Here is a 20,215-nt window from a genome sequence, read left to right on the forward strand (position 1 = left end):
GATGCGCTGCGGCACGAGACGCCAAAAACAAAAAGGGAGGGCTCTGAGAAAGCCCTCCCTTGCTCGTTCGGCGTTTCGCGCGAGGTGCAACCCCACCCCTCCCCGCGCGAACGCCGATCTCCGTTTGACCGCCGTGTACCACCTCGCCGGCGTGTTCACCGTGCGAGGAATTCGGTGAGCCGACCCTAGCAGGGTCGCATGGCGCGCCAAGCCCATAGTTAACTTAACCTTAACGACGCAAAGACGTGGCCAGCGCGCGCCGAAAGCCGCTTCGGCATGGACGCTGCACAGCCCCTCCTGCACAACAGGAAAGGGAAACGGGCATGCGCAAAAGCGGGACACAACTGTCTCAACCGGGCATGCGGGGCGTGGGTTCTGGCCGATGAAACATCCGTCCAACCAGGAGTTCTTCGGCTATTGGGACCGCAAGCGCGGCACCGCGCGCGCCCCCGACCGCGCCGATATCGAGCCAGCCGCGCTGCGCGAGCTGCTCGGCGACATCTTCGTGCTGGCCTACGACACGCAGGCCGGTTTTCCATTCCGCGTTGCCGGCACGCGGGTTTCCGCCCTGCTCGGCCGCGACCTGAAGAATGAAGGCTTTGCCGGGCTTTTCGCCGGGGAAAGCTGCCGCGACGTCGAGGACCTCGTCGGCGGCGTGGTCGAGGACGTGCTGCCGGCAGTCGCCGGCGTCACTGCCCTCACTGCGGACGGCTCACCGGCGCATCTCGAGCTGCTGCTGCTGCCGTTTGTCGCCCGCGCCCATTCGCCGGTGAGCCTGACCGGACTGCTCGCGCCGTTCGACAGCGCGCCGGCACCGATCCGCGATCTCACGCTGACCTCCTGGCGCTATCTGCATCCGCCGGAGACCTTCGTGCCCCGCGTGATCCGCAAGCTCGCGATCGCCCGCGGCTTCATGGTCTATGAGGGGTTGCGCTAGTGTGGCGGTTCAGAAGTCCGCATCATTATTGCCGCGCGTTCGTCATGCGGACTTCCGAACCAAAGCCACACTAGGTCAATAAGTTGCTAGTGTCCTTCGATTACGAAGTTCGCAAATGAGGGGCCCGCAGAATGATGCGAACTTCGGAATCGGGACACTAGCGGCTCGACAGCCGCGTCGCGCATCCCCCGACCCTTCACCGCAGCGTTTTGGGATCACCCGGCATAGCGTCCAACCAGTTCGGGCGTGCGAATAAGGCCGAGCTGAAGCATCGCGCTCAACGCGTCTTCCTGTCCCAGCTCCTCGGCGATGCATCCGCGCTCCAGGCGAAGCACCGTTGTGCCGGCGAACTTCATCTTGCGGCCGGAGGCTGCCGGGATCGAGCCCATGCGGAAATCGCTGAAGGCCGGGCCGGTGTGAGTGCCGCCGCCCTCCCATCGCCCCACGACGTAGTCGCCCTCCGCGATGAGATCGCCGACACCCCGGAAATCAAGATCGGGAAAGGCGTCGCGGAATTCGACCATGAATTCCGTGACCGCGGCGCGCCCTCTCTTCGGCTCATGCATCGGATAGTGCAGCACGATGTCAGGTGCGGCGAGTTCATTTACAATCTGCGGATTCCACGGGTTTCCCCAGAACTCCTTGAACCATCGCGCTACGATATTCTTGTTGTCCTGTGACATCAGTCATCTCCATTCGCTCGTTGCCGCTTCAGCAAAGGCAGCGGCTTCGATGCGAGGAGTAGATCGCGAGCGCCCACGCCAACCACCCGCTTTCCGATCTGGTCATTCGGCAATCGGGTGGCTTGTCGGCTGCAAGCTCCTCACGTGCCGCCAGCAAGACGGCATGATGCAGGCTGGCCCGGACCTCGCTTCGGAGACGCAAGCCGCTGACGCGCGCGCGACACGCTGCTATGATCGCGACAAAGGATCATAGCCAGGGAGGCCCAGATGGATGCCGCGACGCCGCAAGGCCAGCAAACGGCCGAGACGCATTCCCACGTCGTTCGTCCCGCCGAGATGGAGTGGCAGAAGACGCGCTTTCCCGGCTGCGAGGCGAAAACACTATTGTTCGACCGTAAGAGCGGGCTGATGACGGCCCTGATGCGCTTTGCGCCCGGCGCCGTGCTGCCCGACCATGAGCACGTTCATATCGAGCAGACCTATGTGCTCGAAGGCTCCCTCGTCGACAAGGAAGGCCCCGCCAAGGGCATCGCCTGCAAGGCCGGCGAGTTCATCTGGCGCGAGGCGAAGAGCCGCCACGTCGCCTGGTGCCCCGAAGGCGGGCTGATGCTCGCGATCTTCCAGGTGCCCAACAAGTTCTTCGAGGCCGACGGCCGCGTCGTCGACGCCGCGGGCGAGGACTGGGACGCATCCTGGGGCCACACCGGCAAGGGCTGAGCCGCTTCTATTCCACCAGCTCCGGCCACGGCACGATGGTCGACTTCACCGTCTTCATCGCCATGGCGTCGGCTACGGCCTGCGCGATCCCCTCTTCCGAGAATGGATAGATCGTCTGCATGTCGAGCCACGGATATTTGTCGCGCGTGCGGTAGAGCATGTCGACGCCGAGCGGCAGGTCGTTGCCGGTAAAGCCCCAGGAGCCGAGCACGTTGAGGTCCTTGGTGCAGATGCGGTGCCAGGAGGTATCGATCGAGCCGGCATCGGTGAACTGGCCCATCTCGACATAGGTGCCGCCGTCGCGCAGCATCTCGATGCCCTCAGGCCCTGCGCTCGGATGGCCCGAGCAATCCATCACAAGATCGGCGCCAAAGCCGCCGACGATGTCGCGCACCCGCGCAATGCGCTGCTGCGGCGTCCTGAGCTCGTCGATATCAACCGTCGCCGCCGCGCCGAATTTCCGCGCGAGCTCCAGCCGCGGCTGTTGCGGCGCGCCGACGCAGATCACCCGGGACGCCCCCATCTCCTGCGCGGCGGCAACCGCAAGGATGCCGATCGGGCCGGAGCCCTGGATCACCACGGTATCGCCCCAGGTGAAGCCGCCGGCCCGCGTCGCGCGGTTGAAGGCGCGGATGCAGGAGGTCAAGGGCTCGGACAGCGCGCCCAGTCGAAGCCGCATGTCGTCGGGCAGCTTGTAGATCTTGGTGCCCGGCAGCATCTCGAGATCGACATAGACGTATTCGGCCCAGCCGCCCCACAGATGCGGCGCCTTGTCGAAGCCGAGATAGCGGCCGTAATAGACCGGCGTCAGGCACTTGTTCGCGGTCTGCGGATAGTGGATGCAGTAGTAGCAGCGTCCGCAGGGCATCAAGGGCGGGATCATCACCTTCGAGCCCACGCCAAGCGGCTTGCTCATGAAGTCCTCGGTGAATTCGGCTCCGCATTCGACGATGACGCCGCCGAGCTCGTGGCCGAGCGTGAACGGCCACGGCAGCGGCTTCGGCCAATGACCCTTGAGGATATGCAGGTCGGTGCCGCAGACGCCGCAGGCGCCGATCTTGATCAGCGCCGCCTTCTTCCCGACTTTCGGCCACGGCACGCTGCGGATGACAGGCTCGGCGCCGGGCCCGGCGTGGGTGCATACCCTGATCTGGTCCATGAGCTTCCCCGTCTCTTGTCGTGGTGTTGTCGTTGCTCGCTGCTATCGCCCGGTCAGCGGCTGCAGCGCTTCGCCGCCGGGACCGAACGCCAAAACCTTGTCGGCGATCACGAACGACATCAGGTCATGGCCGACGACGAGCGGCCCCTGATAGGTGGTCCGCGTGCGCGCAACCAGCCTGTCCTCGGGCACGTCCTGCGTCGGCGGCAGGCTTGCAAACACGATGTGCGAATAGACCGCGAGCTTCGGCTTCGCCTCGGCGAAGATCCGCCCTGCATCCTCGGGCGCGGTGTGATGGTTCTCGATGGCGCGATAGGCCGGATAGGTCTTGACGAGCTCGGGGTCGATCACCGCGACCTCGTGGATCAGGAGATCGGCGCCCTCGGCCGCCTTCTCGACCCGCGCATCCGGCTTGGTGTCGCCCGACAGCACGACCTTCTTGCCGTCGAACTCGACGACGTAGCCCAGCGCCGGCTTGATCTTCTCGCCATGATTGACCTCGATCGCGGTCACCTTCACGCCGTTCCTCTCGTAGACGAGACCGGGCTCGATATCATGGGCGTCGAAGGCGACGCCTTCGGGCGGATAATCCTCGTCGTCGATACGGATGCGGATGTCTTCCGAGAAGGCCTTCGTGAGGTTCTCCGTCATCGCGACCGTGCCCTTCGGCCCATAGATCACCATCGGCGATTTGCGCGATCCATAGGGCGTGCCGAGCCAGCCGGTCAGCCACATGTCGGGCAGCCCGACGACATGATCGGAGTGCAGATGGGTGAGGAAATGCGCCGTGATCGTGCCGAGCGGGATCTTCTTCTGGAACAGGCGGATGGTCGCGCCGCGGCCGAGGTCGAAGACCAGTCGTTCCGATCCGGCCTCGACCAGTGTGGCAGCGCTGAAGCTCGAAAGCCGCGGCGTCGGCGTGCCCGTGCCGAGCAGCGTCACCCGCATCTCGGCAGCGCGCCCCTGCGTCGCGCAGGCCAGCGCGGCGAGGAGCGCGAGCCCAAACCGCATCGAATGTCTTCCCACCCTCTTGTCCCGTCGTTCTTGATCCGTCACACGCGGCGGCGAAGCCCGAAGCCTAGGTGAAGCCGGCAGCGATGCCAATTGCCGCAGCGCGGTTGACATTCAAACGGCGGCCAGCTCAGGCTGCGCGCCCGCAAGCGATACGAGGGGGATGAGGCGTTGCACAACCGCTGGGGCGTTCTGACAATCCTGTTCATCGTCCGCCTCACCATGGCCTTCCAGTTCCAGAGCGTCGCTGCGGTCGCGCCGCTCCTCGGCCACGATTTCGGCGTCGGGCTTGCCGATATCGGCGTGCTGATCGGCCTCTATTTCATGCCGGGGGTGGTGCTGTCGCTGCCCGGCGGCGCCATCGGCCAGCGACTGGGCGACAGGCACACAACGCTCGGCGCACTCGCCCTGATGCTGATCGGCAGCCTGATGATGGCGCTGACCGCGTCCTGGAGCTGGCAGGTCGCAGGGCGGTTGACCGCAGGCGCCGGCGGCGTCCTGCTCAACGTGCAGCTCACCAAGATGATCACCGACTGGTTCGCGGGCCATGAGATCGCGACAGCGATGGCGGTCTTCGTCAACTCCTGGCCGGCCGGCGTTGCGCTGTCGCTGTTGACGCTGCCCTGGATCGGCACCGCCTATGGCGTGAACGCGGTCTATCTCGTGGTCGCCGCGCTGCTCGCGCTCGGCCTTGCACTCGCGGCGACCTATCGCCCGCCGGCGGCGCATGCGGCCGTGGCCGCGGCGAGCGGCCAGCTCGACCTCCAGGCGATGGCCGCCGTCACCGTCGCCGGCCTGATGTGGGGCCTGTTGAATGTCGGCTTCGCCACGATCTTCAGCTTCGGGCCCACCATGCTGGTCGAGCGCGGCTGGTCGATCGCGTCAGCGGGATCGACCATCAGCCTCGTGCTGTGGCTGGTCGTGCTCAGTGTGCCGCTCGGAGGGTTCGTCGCCGACCGCCTGAAGCGCCCGCAGGCGGTCCTAGTCGGGGGCTCGCTCTTGTTCGCCGTCCTGATGCTCGTGTTCGCCCATACCGGCGCAGTGCTGCCATCGGTGATCGCGCTTGGGCTGATCAGCGGCCAGCCGGCGGGGCCGATGATGAGCCTGCCGGCGCGCGTGCTGCAGCCCGCGACGCGAGCGGTCGGCATGGGGCTGTTCTACACGCTCTATTATGCGGCGATGATGCTCGGGCCCGTGATCGGCGGCGCCTATGGCAGCACCACCGCCGCCTTCGATTTCGGCGCGATCGCGCTCGCGCTCTGCCCGCTGCTGCTCGTGCTGTTCAACGCCATCGCGCGACGCCGCGTCGCTTAAGCGCACGTTAGCTTTCCCATGGCGCCGATAACCACCCGTTAACCCTGCCAGCCGTAGGGTTTCGCGAAGGCGAAAAGCCTGTCCTCAGGTGGCACGATGGCGTTGGCGCAAAAGAAAACCTTACCGGCCGCCGAAGAGCGGCGACGCTTCCAGCGCGTCAAGGTGCATCTGCTCGGCCGCTACATGCTGCCGGACCGCCGCGAATTCCCCTGCCAAATCATCAATATGTCGCCCGGCGGGCTGGCCCTGCTGGCGCCCGGCATCGGCAATGTCGGCGACCGCGTCATCGCCTATCTCGACCATATCGGCCGCGTCGAGGGCAGAATCACCCGCATCATCGACAACGGCTTTGCCATGACGGTCGGCGCCACCGCGCGCAAGCGCGACAAGCTCGCCGCCCAGCTGACCTGGCTTGCCAACCGCGATATCCTCAACCTGCCGGAAGACCGCCGCCACGACCGCATCATCCCACGCAACCCGATCGCCGTGCTCACCCTCGAGGACGGCAGCAAGATGACCTGCCGGATCATCGACCTCTCGCTGTCGGGGGCGGCGATCGCCGCGGAAAACCGGCCGCCGCTGAAGTCCCAGGTGCTGCTCGGCAGGGTCGCCGCGCGCGTGGTGCGAAACCTCGAAGAGGGCTTCGCGATCGAGTTCATGCACGAGCAGCACGCCGAAACTCTCGAAGAGAGCGTTACCGCCCGGTAAAGCGCCGGCCGCCCTTCCTTCCCCGATTTGCCCCGACAAGGCGGTATCCGGATCACCGGATGCCGCCTTTGCCGTATCTGGCGGCGCGCCGGCGGCGGTTAACGCCGGCCGCTTTGGCGGCCGCAAGCGCCCTATTGGCGGGCGTTTTCGCCTTAATGCATAAAATTTGAATCAATTGCAGTTGTTTCGAATTTTAGTCGAATTTAGCGCAAGTATAAATCAAATAAGCCGCCGTTTTTACTTGCATTTGCTTCAATTCGACTTGGCGCACTTAGCAGCGGCGCAAAAGCTTTGTGCGAAACGTGGTCCCAACAAGAAAAACGGGGGGCCACGATGCTCAAGCTCAGGGGACAGGGAAAGGGGTTGGCGGTTGCCGCCTTCCTGATGGGGATGACTGCGTCGGCGCATGCCGGCGACGAGCGGGTGCTTTATGCGAGCCTCGGCGACGCCACGCGAGCGCCGATCGGCTGGGTTGAATTCTGCGCCGAAAACGCGAGCGAATGCCGCGGAGGAGCGACGCAGCCACGGGACATCGTTCTGACGCAGGCCGCCTGGCGCGACCTCGTCAAGGTCAATCGCTGGGTCAACGAGACCATCAAGCCGATGACCGACATGGAGCATTGGGGCGTGATCGAGAAGTGGTCGCTCCCGACCGACGGCTACGGCGACTGCGAGGATTATGTGCTCTTGAAGCGCAAGATGCTGATCGACGCCGGCTGGCCGCGCGAAGCACTGCTGATCACGGTGGTGCGCGACAAGAAGGGCGAAGGTCACGCGGTGCTGACGGTGAAGACCGACAAGGGCGAGTTCATCCTCGACAACCAGAACGAGGCCGTCGTCGCCTGGACCGAGACCGGATACCGCTTCGTCAAGCGCCAGTCGCAGAGCGATCCGAACGTCTGGGTCTCGCTCGGCGACACCAAGCCGGCGGTCGCGACCGCCAGCGCCCACGACCGCTGAACACGAACGAGGAATTCACAGGTTACGCGACCCGGTCACATCCCCACCCCTCCCCGTCCCAGACCGGTTCGCGCGCGGCCAGGCTTCCCCCAAAGCCTGGCCGCAACTTTTTTGGCGGCCAGCAAATCATTTTGCAGCGCGATAAATCGTTTTTGTGTTCACTCCGGAACAGATCGCCCTATGACTGCATATTAGAAATCGAAGTGCTGAACCCTGCGGAATAGGACCCGTAAGCACGAGAGAATGTGTCATGGAGCGTCATCGTTTTAGACAAACCCAATCCCTTGAAAAACGACTTGCCGAAGAAGCGAAGCGCCTGCGAGCCGAAGCCAAATTGCTTCCACCCGGCGCGGAGCGGGACGAAATGATCCGAAAAGCCCGGCAGGCCGAAATAGCCGCTCATATGAACGAGTGGCTTACATCGCCGGGACTTCGCCCACCGGAATAGAAGCAAGGCTCTGCCTCAGTTGGCGGCCTTCCCTGCCCACACGGTATCGCTGCGGCATTGCTCATCGCCATGGCGATGATCGCGAGACGAAGCTTTGACTTTGCAAGCGCTGCAAATCCGCAGCGGGAGACCGTGGGCCGGCCGCTCGAGCTCGCGGGGGCCAACGCTCTGGTTCCTCATTCCTTGCACGTAAAAGCCTCTTTTTGGTCAGAATCGTTGCGAAAGCTCGGTTCGGCGCGAGCGTTGTCGCGCCGAACATGTTCGCGTTCAGGGTGCCCGGCGTGTTGCGGACGGGCGCGTCGCCGACAGGCGATTCCCCGCGTTTTGCAGATTTCACATTGGTTTCGGGTTTTGCATGGTCATCACTTCCATCCCGTCCCCTGACGGGGCACGCGCAAGCCGCACCGGCATCGGTGCCCAGCCGATCGCGCTCGCCGCCGTCACCCTTGGCATCGTCCTGCTCGGCATCGCCTCCATCACGACCTGGCGGGCCTATACCGGCACCTCGCCCGAAGCCGAGCGGCAGGCAGCCACGCGCCTCCTGCAGGCACGCGCCGCCCAGGCTTCCGAACAGCTCGTCGAGAAAACCAAGGGACTGGAAGCGACCCAGCAGGAATCGATCGATCAGTTGCAGATGCTTCAGGATCAGTTGCAGTCGGTCAAACGCCTGATCGCCGCGCAGCAGGCGGACTCGCGACGGCTCTCCGAGCAGATGTCGGGACTGACCGAAGCGATCGAGGGCTTGCGGCAGTCTTTCGCCAGCGTGCGGGCCAGTGAGCCGGATCCGGCGCCCTCGGCACGCAATGGTCGCTTCCGCGGCCATGCGGCACGGTCCAGGCGGGCGCGGTCCCGCGGCTAAGGTGCCTCCCAGTGGAGTGGATTTGACATTCGCTCCCCATCCTGACCGCGAGCCGGCAAAGCGAATGTCAAACTAGCGCCCCTTGGCGACTGCCGAATAATTTCTTGTTTGAATGTGAACCGGCTCACACTTGACCGGAAGAAACCGGGGCACATTGGACCGCACCGGAAGGCGCGAGCCGATTTTAATTTCCGGGGCTGGCAAGGTCGTTGGCGGTATATTGCGTCAACGGCCTTGTTTCTTTTTCAGCCCTGTTTGCTTCGGGTCTCGTGTTTTCCGAGACCGCCGGCCGCGATTCCGTCAACCGCAGACCTGCACCGGGCGCACCCGCCAGCCATAGCTCGTCCGCACGCGCTGCCGCACCACATAGCAGCCGCCGCCATCGGCATAGTAGCTGTCGTCATAGGCATAGTCGGGATAGTCGTAATACGGGTAGTAGTCGCCATAGAAGCCGCCGTCGCCGATGAAGAAGAACCGCCGGTGATGGCGGAAGCGGCCGTCAAAGCGGTGGTCAAAGCGACCGGCGAAATGCCGGCCCGCAACAAAGCCGGCACCGCCAGCGATTGCCGCCGTGCGCAATCCCGGCCGGAACGCGCCGGTATTCATCCCGCCCGTGTGCCACGCGCCCATGCTGGCCATGCCAGGCCGGGAGCCTCCGGCCATGGCCGGATGGAATCCACCGCCGCCGAACCCGCCGCCACGGAGACCGCCACCACCAAATCCGCCACCGCCAAAGCCGTGGCCACCGCCGAAGCCACCGCCGAAGCCGTGGCCACCGCCACCACCGCCGCCATGGCCACCACCACCACCGCCGCCATGACCACCGCCGCCGCCGCCACCACCGCCGCGCGCCGCGGCGACATCAGGTGCCAACATTGAAAGGGCTGCAGTCGCCGCCAAGGCGATCATCATCTTGCGCAACATGTCTCGCACTCCTCATCCCAATTCCGAACAGGTTCGGAATGACCGCACTGAGCCAGGGCCATCAAAAGCTAGGACAGGATTCCGGCATGTGCACGAATTGTCGCGCTCACTTCTGCGCGACCCTGCGGCATTCAGCAGCCGCGGCAGATGCTCTTCACCTTCCTGTCGATCGTCTTGTCTTCTTCCTCGATCGCAGCATCACCGTTTTTCTGCGGCCCGGTCACGTCCGTGCCGGGTGCCGCTCGGCCCGCCGACCCCGTGGTGACGCCGGGCTGGGCGTTGACCGCAGAGCCTGAGGATTGTGCGGTGCCCGCGCTGTTGGTGCCGGGCGCTGGCGGCGAATTATTCAGTTTGGCGGCATTGCCGGCGCCGCTCGGATCATTCGCCGAATTGTTGAGGCCGCCGGCATTGGCCGGGCCCGAGGGCACGCCGCTGACACCCGAGGTGCCGGCGACGGCCGAGCCGGCATTGGGTGAACCGACCGCGCTGCCGGTTCCTCCGGTCGGGCCGCTCGCGGCGACGCCCGCACCGCCGCTCTGGCCGGACGCGGCGAGGGGAATAGCCGACAGCGCTAGCGCCAACGTCGCCGCCATCACAGCGCATCTGAACATGGCAATCTCCTTTGCCACTCAACGGCTGCGCCGCGAGCCCGTTCCACCGGCAATGCGATGGGGGCCATGCCGGACGCAGGTTGCAGCATTTGGATCAATCAGCCGCTATTGTTCCCATCGCTTCACCAGGCTGGGAAAACCGCGCCATGCGCAAACTGATCGCATTCGACGACGACACTTTCGACAAGCTCAAGCAACTCGCGCGCGACAGGATGGCGACGTTTCAGGAACTGGCCGACGAAGCCTTCGCCGATCTGCTGAAGAAGCACGGGATCCCGATCGACCTGCGCGATGCGCTGCGCAAGAGCGCGGCGCGCGCCAAGGAGCCGGCGCGGCCGGCCAAGGCGCGCAAATCGCGCGCCCGCTAGGCGAGCCTCAGCCGATCTTCTTCAGGCCCTTTTTGTAGCGCGGGCCGTTCAACTGGTAGTAGCCCGCAGCGCTCCCCATCCGCTCCACCTGCGCCGGATCGAGCGTGCGGATGACACGGGCCGGCGCGCCGATGATCAGGGCGTATTCCGGGAATTCCTTGCCCTCGGTGATGACGGAGCCCGCGCCCACGATGCTGCCGCGGCGGATGCGCGCGCCGTTCATCACGATCGAGCCCATCCCGATCAGCGCGCCCTCCTCCAGCGTGCAGCCGTGCAGGATGACGTTGTGGCCGATGGTGCAGTTCGTTCCGATCGTCAGGGGGAAGCCGATGTCGGTGTGGCAGGTCGCATTGTCCTGCACGTTGGCGCCCTCGCCGACCTCGATCCATTCATTGTCGCCACGCAGCACCGCGCCGAACCAGACGCTGGCCGCTTGCTTCAGGCGCACCTTGCCGATGACGGTCGCGCTGTCGGCGATGAAATAGTTGCCGTCGGCAGGAAGGTCGGGCGCCTGCCCATCAAGTTCGTAGATCGCCATGTCGGTGTCCTGAATTCGAAGCTCTCAGGGCCACCTTATAGCGGTTTCGAGCGACGTGGATACCGGTTCGCGTCAAGAAATCGCGTCATGCGAGAAGCCGGAGCATCGGTTCTGATTCAACCGCAAGGCTCAAGCGAACTTCGAATTCCAAAGCGCATAACTCTCGACGCGCGGCGCTTCATGCGACGCGGCGGGACTAGCCCGACAACAGCCCGGCGGCGCGCAGCGTCATCAGGAAGAAGGTGCCGGACATCAGGCTCCAGAAGCCGGCGATCACGGTCGCCATCATCACGAACTCGAAGCGACGGCGCTCGATGCGCGCGCCACGCAGCGTGTTGCGCATGATGATGAAGGGCGCGGCAAAAACCAGAAACGGCACCGCGGCGAAGGCTCCCGGCGCAACGCCCTGCTGCAGCAATCCGAAACCTGCCGGACGGTGCGAGACCACCTGGTAGCCATTGGTCAAGGCGCCCGCGAGGGAAAATCCGATGCACAGGCTGAACAGGGAATTGAAGACTTCCGGCGTCATCCGAGGTTCCGTTCTGCTTACGGGGACACCTCTGCTTCGCAAAATCGGCGGCCCGCCGCCACATCATCCTTAAAGAAAGGTTAATGCCGCGCGCGCCGGCACGCGGCGTTCCATGCCGACGGTGCAGGGCTTTTTCGCCAAACGCCTCCCGGAACGAAGCGGCCGCATGGCATAGTCGCAGCTGATTCGAGCCCTCGCCTCCCCAATCACTGGACCGCCCCCCTACCGCCCCTTGGACCGCCTTCGTGACGGTGTTTTCGCTTCCCAGATCCGGCGCCCGCTTGTGGCACAAGAACAGCCACGCCATCCCGATCGCCGCCGCGGCCGTGATCGCGGCGCTCGCGCTCGCGCTCGTCACCTATCTGCTGTGGCCGACCTGGAGCACGGAAAGCGCCGGCGATCCGGGCCGGCTGCCGGTGAGCGTCGGAGGCACGCTCTTCAACGTGCCGCCAGGCGCGATCCGCATGAGGGTGCAGCGGCATTCGGGGCCGCAGGAGCGCATCGATCTTTCCTTCGTCTACCCGTCGCTGGAGCCGCCCGAAGCGCCGAAGCACGTTACCGCCGAGACGGTGGAAGAAGGGCTGCCGCCGATCGACCGCCTGTTCCTGTCGATCGCGGCCCATCACGATTCACTCGCCCCCGACATGCGCGTGCGCACGATCTATCCGCGCTATCTCGAGCAGAGTGCGGCGAGCGTCGATGACCGGCTCTCGATGCGCGCCTTTCGCGACAACTCGCCTTACGCCAGCGAAGACCTGCTCACGGCAAGCAGCCCGCCGCTCAGCGCGCGCTGCACGCGCGATGCGGCGACCCCCGGCATGTGCCTGAGCGAGCGCCGCATCGACGGCGCCGATCTCACCTTCCGCTTTCCACGAAGCTGGCTTGCGCAGTGGCGCGACGTCGCCGTCGCGATGGACCGCCTGGCCCTGCAACTGCACGGATCGAAATAGACGCGGGCCACACCGGTCGCGGGCGATTACGCCTGAGCGTGCGCTAGCCCTGCTCGACCAGATCGTCCTCGAGGATCGCCATCTGGAACTGGAACGAGCGATCGTCATCCTCGTCATCGACGAACAGCACGCCGATGAATTCCTCGCCGATGTAGACCTCGGCCGAGTCTTCCTTCTTCGGACGCGGCACCACGCGGATCTTGGGATTGCCAAATACCCGCTTGAGATAGGCGTCGAGTTTTCTGACTTCCTGAACGTCCACGGCAGGCTCCAATCGGCTCGAAGAATTTCGGTGGGGTTTTAGGACGAGACGACGCCGACCGCCAGCGCAAATACGCGCGGCCGGCATGTGCCAGTGGTCCAATTCCAACATTCGCTCTCCACATAGGGAGGCACGTCTGCCAATGCCAGAACTAAAGGACCACTAGCAAGCTATTGATGCCAGTGGAGCTTTGGATTTGACGTCGCATAAGGGAATCGCGGCAAAACGGGCAGCGAACGTCAAATCCGCTCCACTCGTGATCACAGTCCGATCGCGTTGATCATCTGGTCCATGGTGCGCGAGGGCTCGGCGCAGCCGGCCTCGCCGATGATCTTGGCCGGCACGCCCGCGACCGTGACATTATGCGGCACCGACTTCACCACCACCGAGCCCGCGGCGATGCGGGCGCAATAGCCGACCTCGATGTTGCCGAGGATCTTGGCGCCCGCGCCGATCATCACGCCGTGGCGGATCTTCGGATGACGGTCCTCGTTCTCCTTGCCGGTGCCGCCGAGCGTGACGCCGTGCAGGATCGAGACGTCGTCGTCGATGACGGCGGTCTCGCCGCAGACAAAGCCGGTCGCATGGTCGAGGAAGATGCCGCGGCCGATTCTGGCGGCCGGATTGATGTCGGTCTGGAACACTGCCGACGAGCGGCTCTGCAGGTAATAGGCGAAATCCTTGCGGCCCTTCTTGTAGAGCCAGTGCGCGAGCCGATGGGTCTGCAGCGCATGAAAGCCCTTGAAATAGAGCAAGGGGTCGATAAAGCGCGAGGTCGCGGGATCGCGGTCGTAGACCGCGACGAGATCGGCGCGGAAGGCGTTGCCGATATCGGGATCGTCGCGCAGCGCCTCGTCATAGGTCTGGCGGATCAGATCGCCCGAGATCGCGGAATGATCGAGGCGGTCGGCCAGGCGATGCACGATGGATTGCTCGAGCCGTTCGTGATGCAGCACGGTCGAGAAGATGAAGGTGGCAAGCTCCGGCTCGCGGTGGACGATGTCCTCCGCCTCGTTGCGCACGCGATCCCAAATCGGATCGAGCGCCGCCAGCTTGCCCTGCAAATGGGTCTGATGCATCGCCATGGTCGCTCTCGCAAAATTGGCTGTCCAGATGAACTCTGTCGGTCACCTTATACCATGGCGCCCCGACAGTGTCGCAACACCCATCCCGCAAAGGTGAACGGCACCCCGCGCCGGGAGGCGCCAGGTGCACGGAAATCGGCCCGCTTGGCATGCGCGCCGAAACCGTCCTTTCCGGGACGTCGGTTGAACGTGGTCAGCGGTTGCCGGAAAATCAAGCCGGGCAAGCCCGACTATTGGCCGATTTCGACCCAGCCGCGATTGTGGCCATGGTGCCGAAAAAGGAGAAAACGGCATCACCACGCAAGTCCTGAGCGGCAGCGGCATCGAAGGCCGCTCGGTGCGCATCGCCGCGCTCGTCCTCCCCTTCATCCTGATCGCGCCTGCCCTGTGGAACGGCTACCCGCTGCTCCAGTGGGATACCGGCGGCTACCTGGCACGCTGGTACGAGGGCTATCTCGTGCCGAGCCGCTCGACGGTGTTCGGCCTCTACCTCCATTACGGCGAGCATTCGAGCTTCTGGATCAACCTGGCGTTCCAGGCGCTGGCGACGCTGTCGATCCTGCAACTGACGCTGCGCGCGCTCGGCATGCCCCAATTGTTTCGGCTGGTGGCGATCGGCCTGCTGCTCTCGCTCACCACCGCGCTGCCATGGCTCGCCAGCCTGCTGCTGACCGACATCTTCTCAGGCCTGTCGGTGCTCGCGCTGTTTCTGCTCGTGCTGCATGGCCGGCAGCTCTCGACGCCCGAGAAGATCCTTCTCTTTGCCTTCACCGCCTTTGCCGCGGCCACCCACAGCGCCACGCTCGGCGTGCTGTTCGGGCTGTGCGCGATCGCCTGGATGGCGCGCCCCTTGCTGCGGCCGCGGATCGCGCTCTCCGGCCTCGTGCAGGGCAGCCTGACGATCGTGGCAGCCGCTGCCATGCTGCTGGCCGCGAATTTCGCGCTGTCCGGGCAATTGGCCTGGACGCCGGGGGGCACCGGCGTCGCCTTCGGCCGCATGCTGCAGGATGGCATCGTCGCGCGCTACCTGCGCGATCATTGCGGCACGATTCCACTCAAGCTCTGCCCCTATCGCGACCAGCTTCCACCCTCCGCCGACGACTTCCTCTGGGGCAACAGCATGTTCAACACGCTCGGCCGCTTCCAGGGTCTCAACGACGAGATGGGCTTCATCGTCACCCATTCGCTCGCCGACTATCCGCTCTGGCAGGCGCAAGCCGCGCTCTCCGCCACCGCGCAGCAACTGGTGCATGTCGCGACCGGCGAAGGCACCAACGGCTGGATCCCGCATACCTATGGGATCATCGAGCGCTACATCCCCTCGGAGCTCGCGCCGATGCGCGCGGCGCGCCAGCAGCATTGGGACATCGATTTCGGCGCGATCAACCGCGTCCACGTGCCGGTGGCCCTCACCTCGATGCTGCTCGTCGTTGCGATGCTCGGCCGCGCCTTGTTGCGGCGGCGGCTGGACCCTCTCACCTTGCTGGCTGCGACCGTGGCGTTCGCCCTCCTCGGCAATGCCTTGATCTGCGGCGTGATCTCGGGGCCGCACGACCGCTATGGCGCGCGCCTGGTGTGGCTTGCGACCTTCACGGTGCTGATCGCGCTGGCGCGGTACCTTGGCGAGGAGGCCGCGGAAGAGGATTTTTCACGCCACCCGGCGTGACAGGAAGTCGAGCACGCCGGTCTTGTAGACCTTGTCGCCGACCGCGCGCATGTGGTCGCGGTTGGGAATGTCGAGCACCTCGGCGCCGGGGATGATTTTTCCGAGCGCCGGCGCCGAGCCCGCGATCTCGTCCTTGGTGCCGACCGCGATCAACACCGGCACGGCGATCCGAGCTGCCTCCTCGCGGCTCATCAATCCGCGCGAGCCGCGCAGACAGGCGGCGAGCGCGCGCCGGTCGGAACGGGTCTGGTCGGCAAAGGCGCGGAACGTCCGGCCGACGGGATCGGTCACGTCGTCGAGCGACGGGGCCTCCAGCGCCTCGGCGACGTTCTCGCCGGGGCCGCCGCCCTCGATCAGGCCGATGCCGATGCCGCCGAGGATCGCTTTGCGCAGCCGCTGCGGCTCATGCAGGCCGAGCCAGGCCGCGATCCGCCCGCCCAGCGAATAGCCCATGATATCGGCGCGCGCGATGCCGAGGTGATCCATCAGTGCGGTGACGTCGCCTGCCATGACGGGAATCGAATATTGCGCGGGATCGGTCAGCTTGGCGGAATCGCCGTGGCCGCGATTGTCGAGCGCGACGACGCGCCGGCCATTGTTCTTCAGCTCCGAGACCCAGCCGGGGTAGACCCAGTTGACGTTCTTGGTCGAGGCAAAGCCGTGCACCAGCACGATCGGCTCGCCCTCGCCTTCGTCGAGATAGGCGATCTCGACAGCGCCGTTGTTGAAGCTCGGCATCGGCCTTCCGTTGCTTGAGGGGGATTCTTGGAACGCGAATTTAGCCGGAGGCGGCGGCCGCCGCCACCGCCTGCGAGGCAAGGCGCGCCTGCACGCGCTGCCGCTTCGCCTTGCGACGGTCGAGCCACGCCTGCGTCAGCCGCTCGGTCGTCGCCTTGATCGAGGACAAGAGGCCGAACAGCGCCATCAGCGCGCTGAACAGCCACAGCGCGAGGTTGAAGGCGCCGCTTGCGAGCAACAGCGCGCCGCGGCCGAGGATCTTCAGGATCGCGCGGGTCTGCCCGCCCTTGGATTCGGCGAGCCGGGCCGCGCGCGCGACATCCTTCGGGCCTTCGGCGAGTTTGAGCGTGTCGAGCGCCCCGCGCGTGCCCGCCTTCTCGCCGACGCGCCCGACATCCTTGGCGAGCCGCACCAGCCCGCCGGCCTTCTCAGCGCGGAAGGCCGCGGCGATGGCGCCGACGCTTTCGGTCGGCCGCAGCACCGAGGCGGAGCCGACCGCCTGCTGGAGCGCCGGCGCATCGACGGCCTGGCGCGCCGACCGGCCGGCCCATTCCGCGAGCCCCTCACCGATGCGGCCGACCTTGCGCGCATCCTTGACCAGCGAAAGTCCCGCGCGCAGCGGCGCCGCGCCGCCGACCGAGACATAGGTCGCCGCCGTTACCGCGAGGCCCGCGGCGGCAAGGCCGAGCACCAGGCGGTCGGTGTCCTCGCCCGTCGCCAGATGCTTGCCTTCACGGACCACGTCGCGGATGTCGCCGAACACGAAGAGATCGCCCGCGACCGTGCCCGAGAGGCTCGCAACATCGTCGGCGGTGCCGGTGACGAGCCCCTCGGCAAAACGCTTCGCGAAATGCGGCGTCGAATTTTCCTCCGCGACCGCCGCGTCGACGCGGCCGGACAGACCGTCGGAAACGGCGATGTGCTTCTCCCGCGCCAGCGCGAGGAAGCTGTTCGCCAGATCGGCATCGCCGGCGGCAAGCGCGGCTTCGATGTTCTGCGCAACCAGCGCCTCGCCGTCGCGCAAGGCCGCATCGAGCCTGAGGTCTGCGAGCGCGGCGGGCTCGTCCTGCGCGCCGAGGATGGCGGCGGATTCGCGCGCCTGCGGCCACAGCCCGATGAAGACGGCGGCGCAGGCCACCGCAAGCGACGCCGTCAAGCCTGTTCGCCACCTCTTCATCGAATAAGACCTAAATCTTTCACTTGCTTGATAAGAGATTTTCGCCGCGCTGTCGCGTCGCATTCGCCGGACACGAAAAAACGGCGCGACGCCCCGTCGCAGTCGATGCCCGGTCCGGCCGCGCCCAGATGCAGCGTTGGGCCGATTTTCCCTTGTTCTTCCATGCACGGGAAAACCGCCGTGATCGCAAATGTGACGCGACAGGACATAGTGTGCCGATTTTCTGACACAACGGACCCGACGAAAGAAGGGCTTCTCCAGGGCGACAAGATTGTGTCGAATTTGCATGCAGATATAAGCGTGGGGCGGTTGCGAATCCGGGATTCGCTTCTACTGGCAATCGGTTCCACCCGCCGGTATGGTGCGCGGCATTTCACGGTTGCCGCGAGTCTGATCGCGTCCGCCGCCCGTGCCATTAAGGTGATACCGATGTCCGACAATGTCGTCCCGCACTTCCACAACGATGCCGGTGTTCCCGTCATCGAAATCGGCTCGCAAGAGTTCATGTGCGTGGGCGCCAACCCGCCTTTTGACCATCCGCATGTCTTTCTCGATCTCGGCAATGACAGCGAGATCATCTGCCCCTACTGCTCGACGCTGTATCGCTTTGCCCCCGACCTCAGTGCCGGCGAGGCGCGGCCGCCGGAGTGCGTCCTCAGGGACAAGGTCGCCTGACGCTTTTGAGCCGATTCCGATTGTGGATCGCCGTGAATGGCCGCGCGCACCATCTTCATCGCCGGCGCCGGAATCGGCGGGCTGACCGCCGCGCTGGCGCTCGCTGCGAAAGGTTTTCGCGTCGTCGTCCTGGAAAAGGCCGAGCGGCTTGAGGAAGCCGGCGCCGGGATACAGCTCTCGCCCAATGCCAGCCGCATCCTGATCGATCTCGGCATCAAGGACCGCCTCGGCTCGCGTGCGGTGGCGCCCGACGCGATCAGCATCATGAGCGCGCGCGCCGGCGGCGAGATCGCGCGGCTGCCGCTCGGCGAGGCCGCCGCGCGCGAGGCCGGTGCGCCCTACTGGGTGGTGCACCGCGCCGACCTGCAGGCCGCGCTCGCCGCCGCCGTGAACGACCATCCCGACATCGACCTCCGGCTCGGCTGTCAGTTCGAGGATGCCGCCGCCCACGCCAGGGGGCTCACGGTGGTCCAGCGCAGCGGGTCCGCGCGGCATCAGGAGCTTGCACTGGCGCTGATCGGCGCCGACGGCATCTGGTCCAGCGTGCGCCATCATCTCTTTCCCGGCGTGCAGCCGAAATTTTCCGGGCTGATTGCCTGGCGCGGCACGATCGAAGCGACGCAATTGCCGCGCGAATATACCTCGGCCCGGGTGCAGCTCTGGATGGGACCGGGCGCGCATCTCGTCGCCTATCCGATTGCGGGCGGCCGCCAGATCAACATCGTTGCGGTGCTGCCCGGCACCTGGAACAGGCCGGGCTGGAGCGCGCCGGGCGACCCGCTCGAGGTCAAGGCCGCCTTCGTGCCGGCACGCTGGCCGGGGCCGGCGCGGATGATGGTCGGCGCCGTCGACGTCTGGCGCAAATGGGCGCTGTTCACGGTCGACGATTGCACGCAGTGGAGCAACGGGGCGATGGCGCTGCTGGGCGACGCGGCGCATGCGATGCTGCCATTTGCCGCGCAGGGCGCCGGCATGGCGATCGAGGATGCGGCGGTGCTCGCCCAATGCATCGCCGGGCATCGCGGCGAAACCACGGCCCAGATGACGGCGGCGCTCAAGCAATATGGAAAGCTGCGCCGCCCGCGAGTGGCGCGGGTGCAGCGCGCCGCGCGAACGCAGGGCCGGATCTATCATCTGACGGGGGCGGCGGCGCTCGCACGCGATCTCGCGATCAAGGCGATGGGGCCGCAGCGCGCGCTGGCGCGGCAGAACTGGATCTATCACTGGCGCGGGTGAGGCCGGCGCGCCGAGGGGGGCTAATACACCGCCCGGCCCGCACGCGAGGGCGGCGCAGGCTTTGCTCCGGCTTCCGCCTTGTCCGGCGGCGTCTCGCGGCAGTGGCTGCGGCGCCAGGCCTCGTCGGCGTTCCGGCTCTGCCCGCGCACCGCGATATAGTCGTTGCGATAGGCCATCTCCGACACCAGCGAGCCGGCCACCCCGGTCTCGGCCTTGGCCATCAGCCCTTGCAGCTCGGCGGAGCGGTTGCTCAGCGCCTTGCGCTCGGTCTCGAGCTGCTTGCAGTCGTAGGTGTCGTATTTGGCGGGATCGGCAAAGGCCGCGGTCATGTTGTCGCTCATCTGGGCGCAGGCCGACAGCAGCAGCCCAAGCGAAAGCAATGCCAGCGGCGCGGCCGCGCGCGGGGACAAACGATGGTTTGGGCGACGAATCATGCGCGCTTTCAGGTAAACTCACAGTGTTGAGATTGCCTAAAGCAGGGTTGGATGTCCGCAATGAGGCTTTATGTCGGCCAGCGCGGGCGGCCAGCGGGTAACAGGATGCTCATTCCACTTCACTGGAAAACGCGCTAAGTACCTGACCTTACGACTAAAGTTGGCGCGGGCAACGCCGACCAGACCCGACGGGTATGACAGAACCAGCGTGCACGACAGGCCTCTC

The 20,215-nt window shown here is 65.7% G+C and carries 27 protein-coding genes; 13 read left to right on the forward strand and 14 right to left on the reverse strand.

Annotated features, from left to right (window positions below; genetic code table 11):
- Window positions 1-382: 382 nt before the first annotated feature.
- A complete protein-coding gene (locus QOU61_RS24780) occupies window positions 383-937 on the forward strand; it encodes a PAS domain-containing protein (protein ID WP_289653817.1) in 555 nt (184 codons plus the stop codon).
- 215 nt (window positions 938-1,152) lie between these two features.
- Here the strand turns inward: QOU61_RS24780 and QOU61_RS24785 are convergent, their stop codons facing one another.
- Window positions 1,153-1,620 (reverse strand): ester cyclase, encoded by a 468-nt coding sequence (locus QOU61_RS24785; protein ID WP_289653818.1) that lies wholly within the window; start codon window positions 1,618-1,620, stop codon window positions 1,153-1,155.
- A 267-nt stretch (window positions 1,621-1,887) separates the two neighbouring features.
- On the opposite strand from QOU61_RS24785, the gene QOU61_RS24790 reads away from it, so the two are divergent.
- Complete coding sequence (locus QOU61_RS24790; protein WP_289653819.1) at window positions 1,888-2,337, forward strand: cupin domain-containing protein; 450 nt, start codon at window positions 1,888-1,890, stop codon at window positions 2,335-2,337.
- A gap of 7 nt (window positions 2,338-2,344) precedes the next feature.
- Here the strand turns inward: QOU61_RS24790 and QOU61_RS24795 are convergent, their stop codons facing one another.
- Window positions 2,345-3,496 (reverse strand): zinc-binding dehydrogenase, encoded by a 1,152-nt coding sequence (locus tag QOU61_RS24795; RefSeq protein ID WP_289653820.1) that lies wholly within the window; start codon window positions 3,494-3,496, stop codon window positions 2,345-2,347.
- 42 nt (window positions 3,497-3,538) lie between these two features.
- Window positions 3,539-4,507: an MBL fold metallo-hydrolase gene (locus QOU61_RS24800; RefSeq protein ID WP_289653821.1), complete on the reverse strand. Its 969-nt coding sequence runs from the start codon at window positions 4,505-4,507 to the stop codon at window positions 3,539-3,541.
- A 171-nt stretch (window positions 4,508-4,678) separates the two neighbouring features.
- Here QOU61_RS24800 and QOU61_RS24805 point away from each other — a divergent pair, with 171 nt between their 5' ends.
- The 3 genes from QOU61_RS24805 to QOU61_RS24815 all read left to right on the forward strand — a co-directional run bounded on the left by QOU61_RS24805 (window position 4,679) and on the right by QOU61_RS24815 (window position 7,489).
- Complete coding sequence (locus QOU61_RS24805; protein WP_289653822.1) at window positions 4,679-5,821, forward strand: MFS transporter; 1,143 nt, start codon at window positions 4,679-4,681, stop codon at window positions 5,819-5,821.
- 96 nt (window positions 5,822-5,917) lie between these two features.
- On the forward strand, window positions 5,918-6,529 hold the full coding sequence (locus QOU61_RS24810) for a PilZ domain-containing protein (RefSeq protein ID WP_289653823.1): 612 nt from the start codon (window positions 5,918-5,920) through the stop codon (window positions 6,527-6,529).
- A 333-nt stretch (window positions 6,530-6,862) separates the two neighbouring features.
- Window positions 6,863-7,489 carry a transglutaminase-like cysteine peptidase gene (locus tag QOU61_RS24815; protein ID WP_289653824.1) on the forward strand — a complete coding sequence of 209 codons (627 nt, stop codon included), beginning with the start codon at window positions 6,863-6,865 and terminating at the stop codon, window positions 7,487-7,489.
- 178 nt (window positions 7,490-7,667) lie between these two features.
- On the opposite strand, the gene QOU61_RS37245 is transcribed toward QOU61_RS24815, so the two are convergent.
- Complete coding sequence (locus QOU61_RS37245) at window positions 7,668-7,892, reverse strand: hypothetical protein (RefSeq protein ID WP_354142466.1); 225 nt, start codon at window positions 7,890-7,892, stop codon at window positions 7,668-7,670.
- A 400-nt stretch (window positions 7,893-8,292) separates the two neighbouring features.
- Between QOU61_RS37245 and QOU61_RS24825 the strand changes: the two genes are divergently transcribed.
- Complete coding sequence (locus tag QOU61_RS24825) at window positions 8,293-8,796, forward strand: hypothetical protein (protein WP_289653826.1); 504 nt, start codon at window positions 8,293-8,295, stop codon at window positions 8,794-8,796.
- Window positions 8,797-9,096: 300 nt separating this feature from the next.
- Here QOU61_RS24825 and QOU61_RS37250 read toward each other — a convergent pair whose 3' ends face one another.
- On the reverse strand, window positions 9,097-9,435 hold the full coding sequence (locus QOU61_RS37250) for a hypothetical protein (protein ID WP_354142467.1): 339 nt from the start codon (window positions 9,433-9,435) through the stop codon (window positions 9,097-9,099).
- A gap of 30 nt (window positions 9,436-9,465) precedes the next feature.
- Here QOU61_RS37250 and QOU61_RS37255 point away from each other — a divergent pair, with 30 nt between their 5' ends.
- The gene (locus QOU61_RS37255; protein WP_354142468.1) at window positions 9,466-9,675 is read left to right on the forward strand and encodes a hypothetical protein; all 210 of its coding nucleotides are present in this window, start codon (window positions 9,466-9,468) and stop codon (window positions 9,673-9,675) included.
- Between the two features lie 176 nt (window positions 9,676-9,851).
- Here the strand turns inward: QOU61_RS37255 and QOU61_RS24835 are convergent, their stop codons facing one another.
- Window positions 9,852-10,331, reverse strand: a complete 480-nt coding sequence (locus QOU61_RS24835; protein WP_289653828.1) for a TrbL/VirB6 family protein — start codon at window positions 10,329-10,331, stop codon at window positions 9,852-9,854.
- A gap of 146 nt (window positions 10,332-10,477) precedes the next feature.
- Here QOU61_RS24835 and QOU61_RS24840 point away from each other — a divergent pair, with 146 nt between their 5' ends.
- Window positions 10,478-10,699 carry a hypothetical protein gene (locus QOU61_RS24840; protein WP_289653829.1) on the forward strand — a complete coding sequence of 74 codons (222 nt, stop codon included), beginning with the start codon at window positions 10,478-10,480 and terminating at the stop codon, window positions 10,697-10,699.
- Window positions 10,700-10,706: 7 nt separating this feature from the next.
- Here the strand turns inward: QOU61_RS24840 and QOU61_RS24845 are convergent, their stop codons facing one another.
- Window positions 10,707-11,237 (reverse strand): gamma carbonic anhydrase family protein, encoded by a 531-nt coding sequence (locus QOU61_RS24845; protein ID WP_289653830.1) that lies wholly within the window; start codon window positions 11,235-11,237, stop codon window positions 10,707-10,709.
- A gap of 196 nt (window positions 11,238-11,433) precedes the next feature.
- Window positions 11,434-11,766 (reverse strand): DUF6949 family protein, encoded by a 333-nt coding sequence (locus QOU61_RS24850; protein ID WP_289653831.1) that lies wholly within the window; start codon window positions 11,764-11,766, stop codon window positions 11,434-11,436.
- A gap of 245 nt (window positions 11,767-12,011) precedes the next feature.
- Between QOU61_RS24850 and QOU61_RS24855 the strand changes: the two genes are divergently transcribed.
- Window positions 12,012-12,716, forward strand: a complete 705-nt coding sequence (locus QOU61_RS24855; protein WP_502876819.1) for a hypothetical protein — start codon at window positions 12,012-12,014, stop codon at window positions 12,714-12,716.
- 43 nt (window positions 12,717-12,759) lie between these two features.
- Here QOU61_RS24855 and QOU61_RS24860 read toward each other — a convergent pair whose 3' ends face one another.
- Window positions 12,760-12,978, reverse strand: coding sequence for a DUF3126 family protein (locus tag QOU61_RS24860; RefSeq protein WP_289653832.1), 219 nt, complete (start codon window positions 12,976-12,978; stop codon window positions 12,760-12,762).
- 260 nt (window positions 12,979-13,238) lie between these two features.
- A complete protein-coding gene (cysE, locus tag QOU61_RS24865) occupies window positions 13,239-14,063 on the reverse strand; it encodes a serine O-acetyltransferase (RefSeq protein ID WP_289653833.1) in 825 nt (274 codons plus the stop codon).
- A 149-nt stretch (window positions 14,064-14,212) separates the two neighbouring features.
- Here cysE and QOU61_RS24870 point away from each other — a divergent pair, with 149 nt between their 5' ends.
- The gene (locus tag QOU61_RS24870) at window positions 14,213-14,374 is read left to right on the forward strand and encodes a hypothetical protein (protein WP_289653834.1); all 162 of its coding nucleotides are present in this window, start codon (window positions 14,213-14,215) and stop codon (window positions 14,372-14,374) included.
- A 26-nt stretch (window positions 14,375-14,400) separates the two neighbouring features.
- Window positions 14,401-15,729 (forward strand): hypothetical protein, encoded by a 1,329-nt coding sequence (locus QOU61_RS24875; protein ID WP_289653835.1) that lies wholly within the window; start codon window positions 14,401-14,403, stop codon window positions 15,727-15,729.
- On the opposite strand, the gene QOU61_RS24880 is transcribed toward QOU61_RS24875, so the two are convergent.
- From QOU61_RS24880 to QOU61_RS24890, 3 genes are read right to left on the reverse strand one after another with little or no spacing between them, the layout of a single operon-like run.
- A complete protein-coding gene (locus QOU61_RS24880; RefSeq protein ID WP_289653836.1) occupies window positions 15,712-16,467 on the reverse strand; it encodes an alpha/beta fold hydrolase in 756 nt (251 codons plus the stop codon). The two genes, QOU61_RS24875 and QOU61_RS24880, sit on opposite strands and share 18 nt — an antisense overlap.
- A gap of 40 nt (window positions 16,468-16,507) precedes the next feature.
- The gene (locus QOU61_RS24885; RefSeq protein WP_289653837.1) at window positions 16,508-17,644 is read right to left on the reverse strand and encodes a hypothetical protein; all 1,137 of its coding nucleotides are present in this window, start codon (window positions 17,642-17,644) and stop codon (window positions 16,508-16,510) included.
- Window positions 17,641-17,808, reverse strand: a complete 168-nt coding sequence (locus QOU61_RS24890) for a hypothetical protein (protein WP_289653838.1) — start codon at window positions 17,806-17,808, stop codon at window positions 17,641-17,643. The genes QOU61_RS24885 and QOU61_RS24890 overlap by 4 nt, the downstream gene beginning before the upstream one ends.
- 265 nt (window positions 17,809-18,073) lie before the next feature.
- Here QOU61_RS24890 and QOU61_RS24895 point away from each other — a divergent pair, with 265 nt between their 5' ends.
- Both QOU61_RS24895 and QOU61_RS24900 read left to right on the forward strand, forming a co-directional pair.
- On the forward strand, window positions 18,074-18,319 hold the full coding sequence (locus QOU61_RS24895) for a zinc-finger domain-containing protein (protein ID WP_289661737.1): 246 nt from the start codon (window positions 18,074-18,076) through the stop codon (window positions 18,317-18,319).
- A 36-nt stretch (window positions 18,320-18,355) separates the two neighbouring features.
- On the forward strand, window positions 18,356-19,555 hold the full coding sequence (locus QOU61_RS24900; protein WP_289653839.1) for an FAD-dependent monooxygenase: 1,200 nt from the start codon (window positions 18,356-18,358) through the stop codon (window positions 19,553-19,555).
- Between the two features lie 20 nt (window positions 19,556-19,575).
- Here QOU61_RS24900 and QOU61_RS24905 read toward each other — a convergent pair whose 3' ends face one another.
- The gene (locus tag QOU61_RS24905) at window positions 19,576-19,989 is read right to left on the reverse strand and encodes a twin-arginine translocation pathway signal (protein WP_289653840.1); all 414 of its coding nucleotides are present in this window, start codon (window positions 19,987-19,989) and stop codon (window positions 19,576-19,578) included.
- Window positions 19,990-20,215: the final 226 nt, after the last annotated feature.

This window comes from Bradyrhizobium sp. NP1, assembly GCF_030378205.1.
Taxonomy (GTDB): domain Bacteria; phylum Pseudomonadota; class Alphaproteobacteria; order Rhizobiales; family Xanthobacteraceae; genus Bradyrhizobium.

Coding starts and splice junctions, on each gene's coding strand:
- QOU61_RS24780 (WP_289653817.1), top strand. CDS start 383: ATGAAACATCCGTCCAACCAGGAGTTCTTCGGCTATTGGGACCGCAAG.
- QOU61_RS24785 (WP_289653818.1), bottom strand. CDS start 1,620: ATGTCACAGGACAACAAGAATATCGTAGCGCGATGGTTCAAGGAGTTC.
- QOU61_RS24790 (WP_289653819.1), top strand. CDS start 1,888: ATGGATGCCGCGACGCCGCAAGGCCAGCAAACGGCCGAGACGCATTCC.
- QOU61_RS24795 (WP_289653820.1), bottom strand. CDS start 3,496: ATGGACCAGATCAGGGTATGCACCCACGCCGGGCCCGGCGCCGAGCCT.
- QOU61_RS24800 (WP_289653821.1), bottom strand. CDS start 4,507: ATGCGGTTTGGGCTCGCGCTCCTCGCCGCGCTGGCCTGCGCGACGCAG.
- QOU61_RS24810 (WP_289653823.1), top strand. CDS start 5,918: ATGGCGTTGGCGCAAAAGAAAACCTTACCGGCCGCCGAAGAGCGGCGA.
- QOU61_RS24815 (WP_289653824.1), top strand. CDS start 6,863: ATGCTCAAGCTCAGGGGACAGGGAAAGGGGTTGGCGGTTGCCGCCTTC.
- QOU61_RS37245 (WP_354142466.1), bottom strand. CDS start 7,892: ATGAGCGGCTATTTCGGCCTGCCGGGCTTTTCGGATCATTTCGTCCCG.
- QOU61_RS24825 (WP_289653826.1), top strand. CDS start 8,293: ATGGTCATCACTTCCATCCCGTCCCCTGACGGGGCACGCGCAAGCCGC.
- QOU61_RS37250 (WP_354142467.1), bottom strand. CDS start 9,435: ATGGCCAGCATGGGCGCGTGGCACACGGGCGGGATGAATACCGGCGCG.
- QOU61_RS37255 (WP_354142468.1), top strand. CDS start 9,466: ATGGAATCCACCGCCGCCGAACCCGCCGCCACGGAGACCGCCACCACC.
- QOU61_RS24835 (WP_289653828.1), bottom strand. CDS start 10,331: ATGTTCAGATGCGCTGTGATGGCGGCGACGTTGGCGCTAGCGCTGTCG.
- QOU61_RS24840 (WP_289653829.1), top strand. CDS start 10,478: ATGCGCAAACTGATCGCATTCGACGACGACACTTTCGACAAGCTCAAG.
- QOU61_RS24845 (WP_289653830.1), bottom strand. CDS start 11,237: ATGGCGATCTACGAACTTGATGGGCAGGCGCCCGACCTTCCTGCCGAC.
- QOU61_RS24850 (WP_289653831.1), bottom strand. CDS start 11,766: ATGACGCCGGAAGTCTTCAATTCCCTGTTCAGCCTGTGCATCGGATTT.
- cysE (WP_289653833.1), bottom strand. CDS start 14,063: ATGGCGATGCATCAGACCCATTTGCAGGGCAAGCTGGCGGCGCTCGAT.
- QOU61_RS24870 (WP_289653834.1), top strand. CDS start 14,213: ATGCGCGCCGAAACCGTCCTTTCCGGGACGTCGGTTGAACGTGGTCAG.
- QOU61_RS24880 (WP_289653836.1), bottom strand. CDS start 16,467: ATGCCGAGCTTCAACAACGGCGCTGTCGAGATCGCCTATCTCGACGAA.
- QOU61_RS24885 (WP_289653837.1), bottom strand. CDS start 17,644: ATGAAGAGGTGGCGAACAGGCTTGACGGCGTCGCTTGCGGTGGCCTGC.
- QOU61_RS24890 (WP_289653838.1), bottom strand. CDS start 17,808: ATGGAAGAACAAGGGAAAATCGGCCCAACGCTGCATCTGGGCGCGGCC.
- QOU61_RS24895 (WP_289661737.1), top strand. CDS start 18,074: ATGTCCGACAATGTCGTCCCGCACTTCCACAACGATGCCGGTGTTCCC.
- QOU61_RS24900 (WP_289653839.1), top strand. CDS start 18,356: ATGGCCGCGCGCACCATCTTCATCGCCGGCGCCGGAATCGGCGGGCTG.
- QOU61_RS24905 (WP_289653840.1), bottom strand. CDS start 19,989: ATGATTCGTCGCCCAAACCATCGTTTGTCCCCGCGCGCGGCCGCGCCG.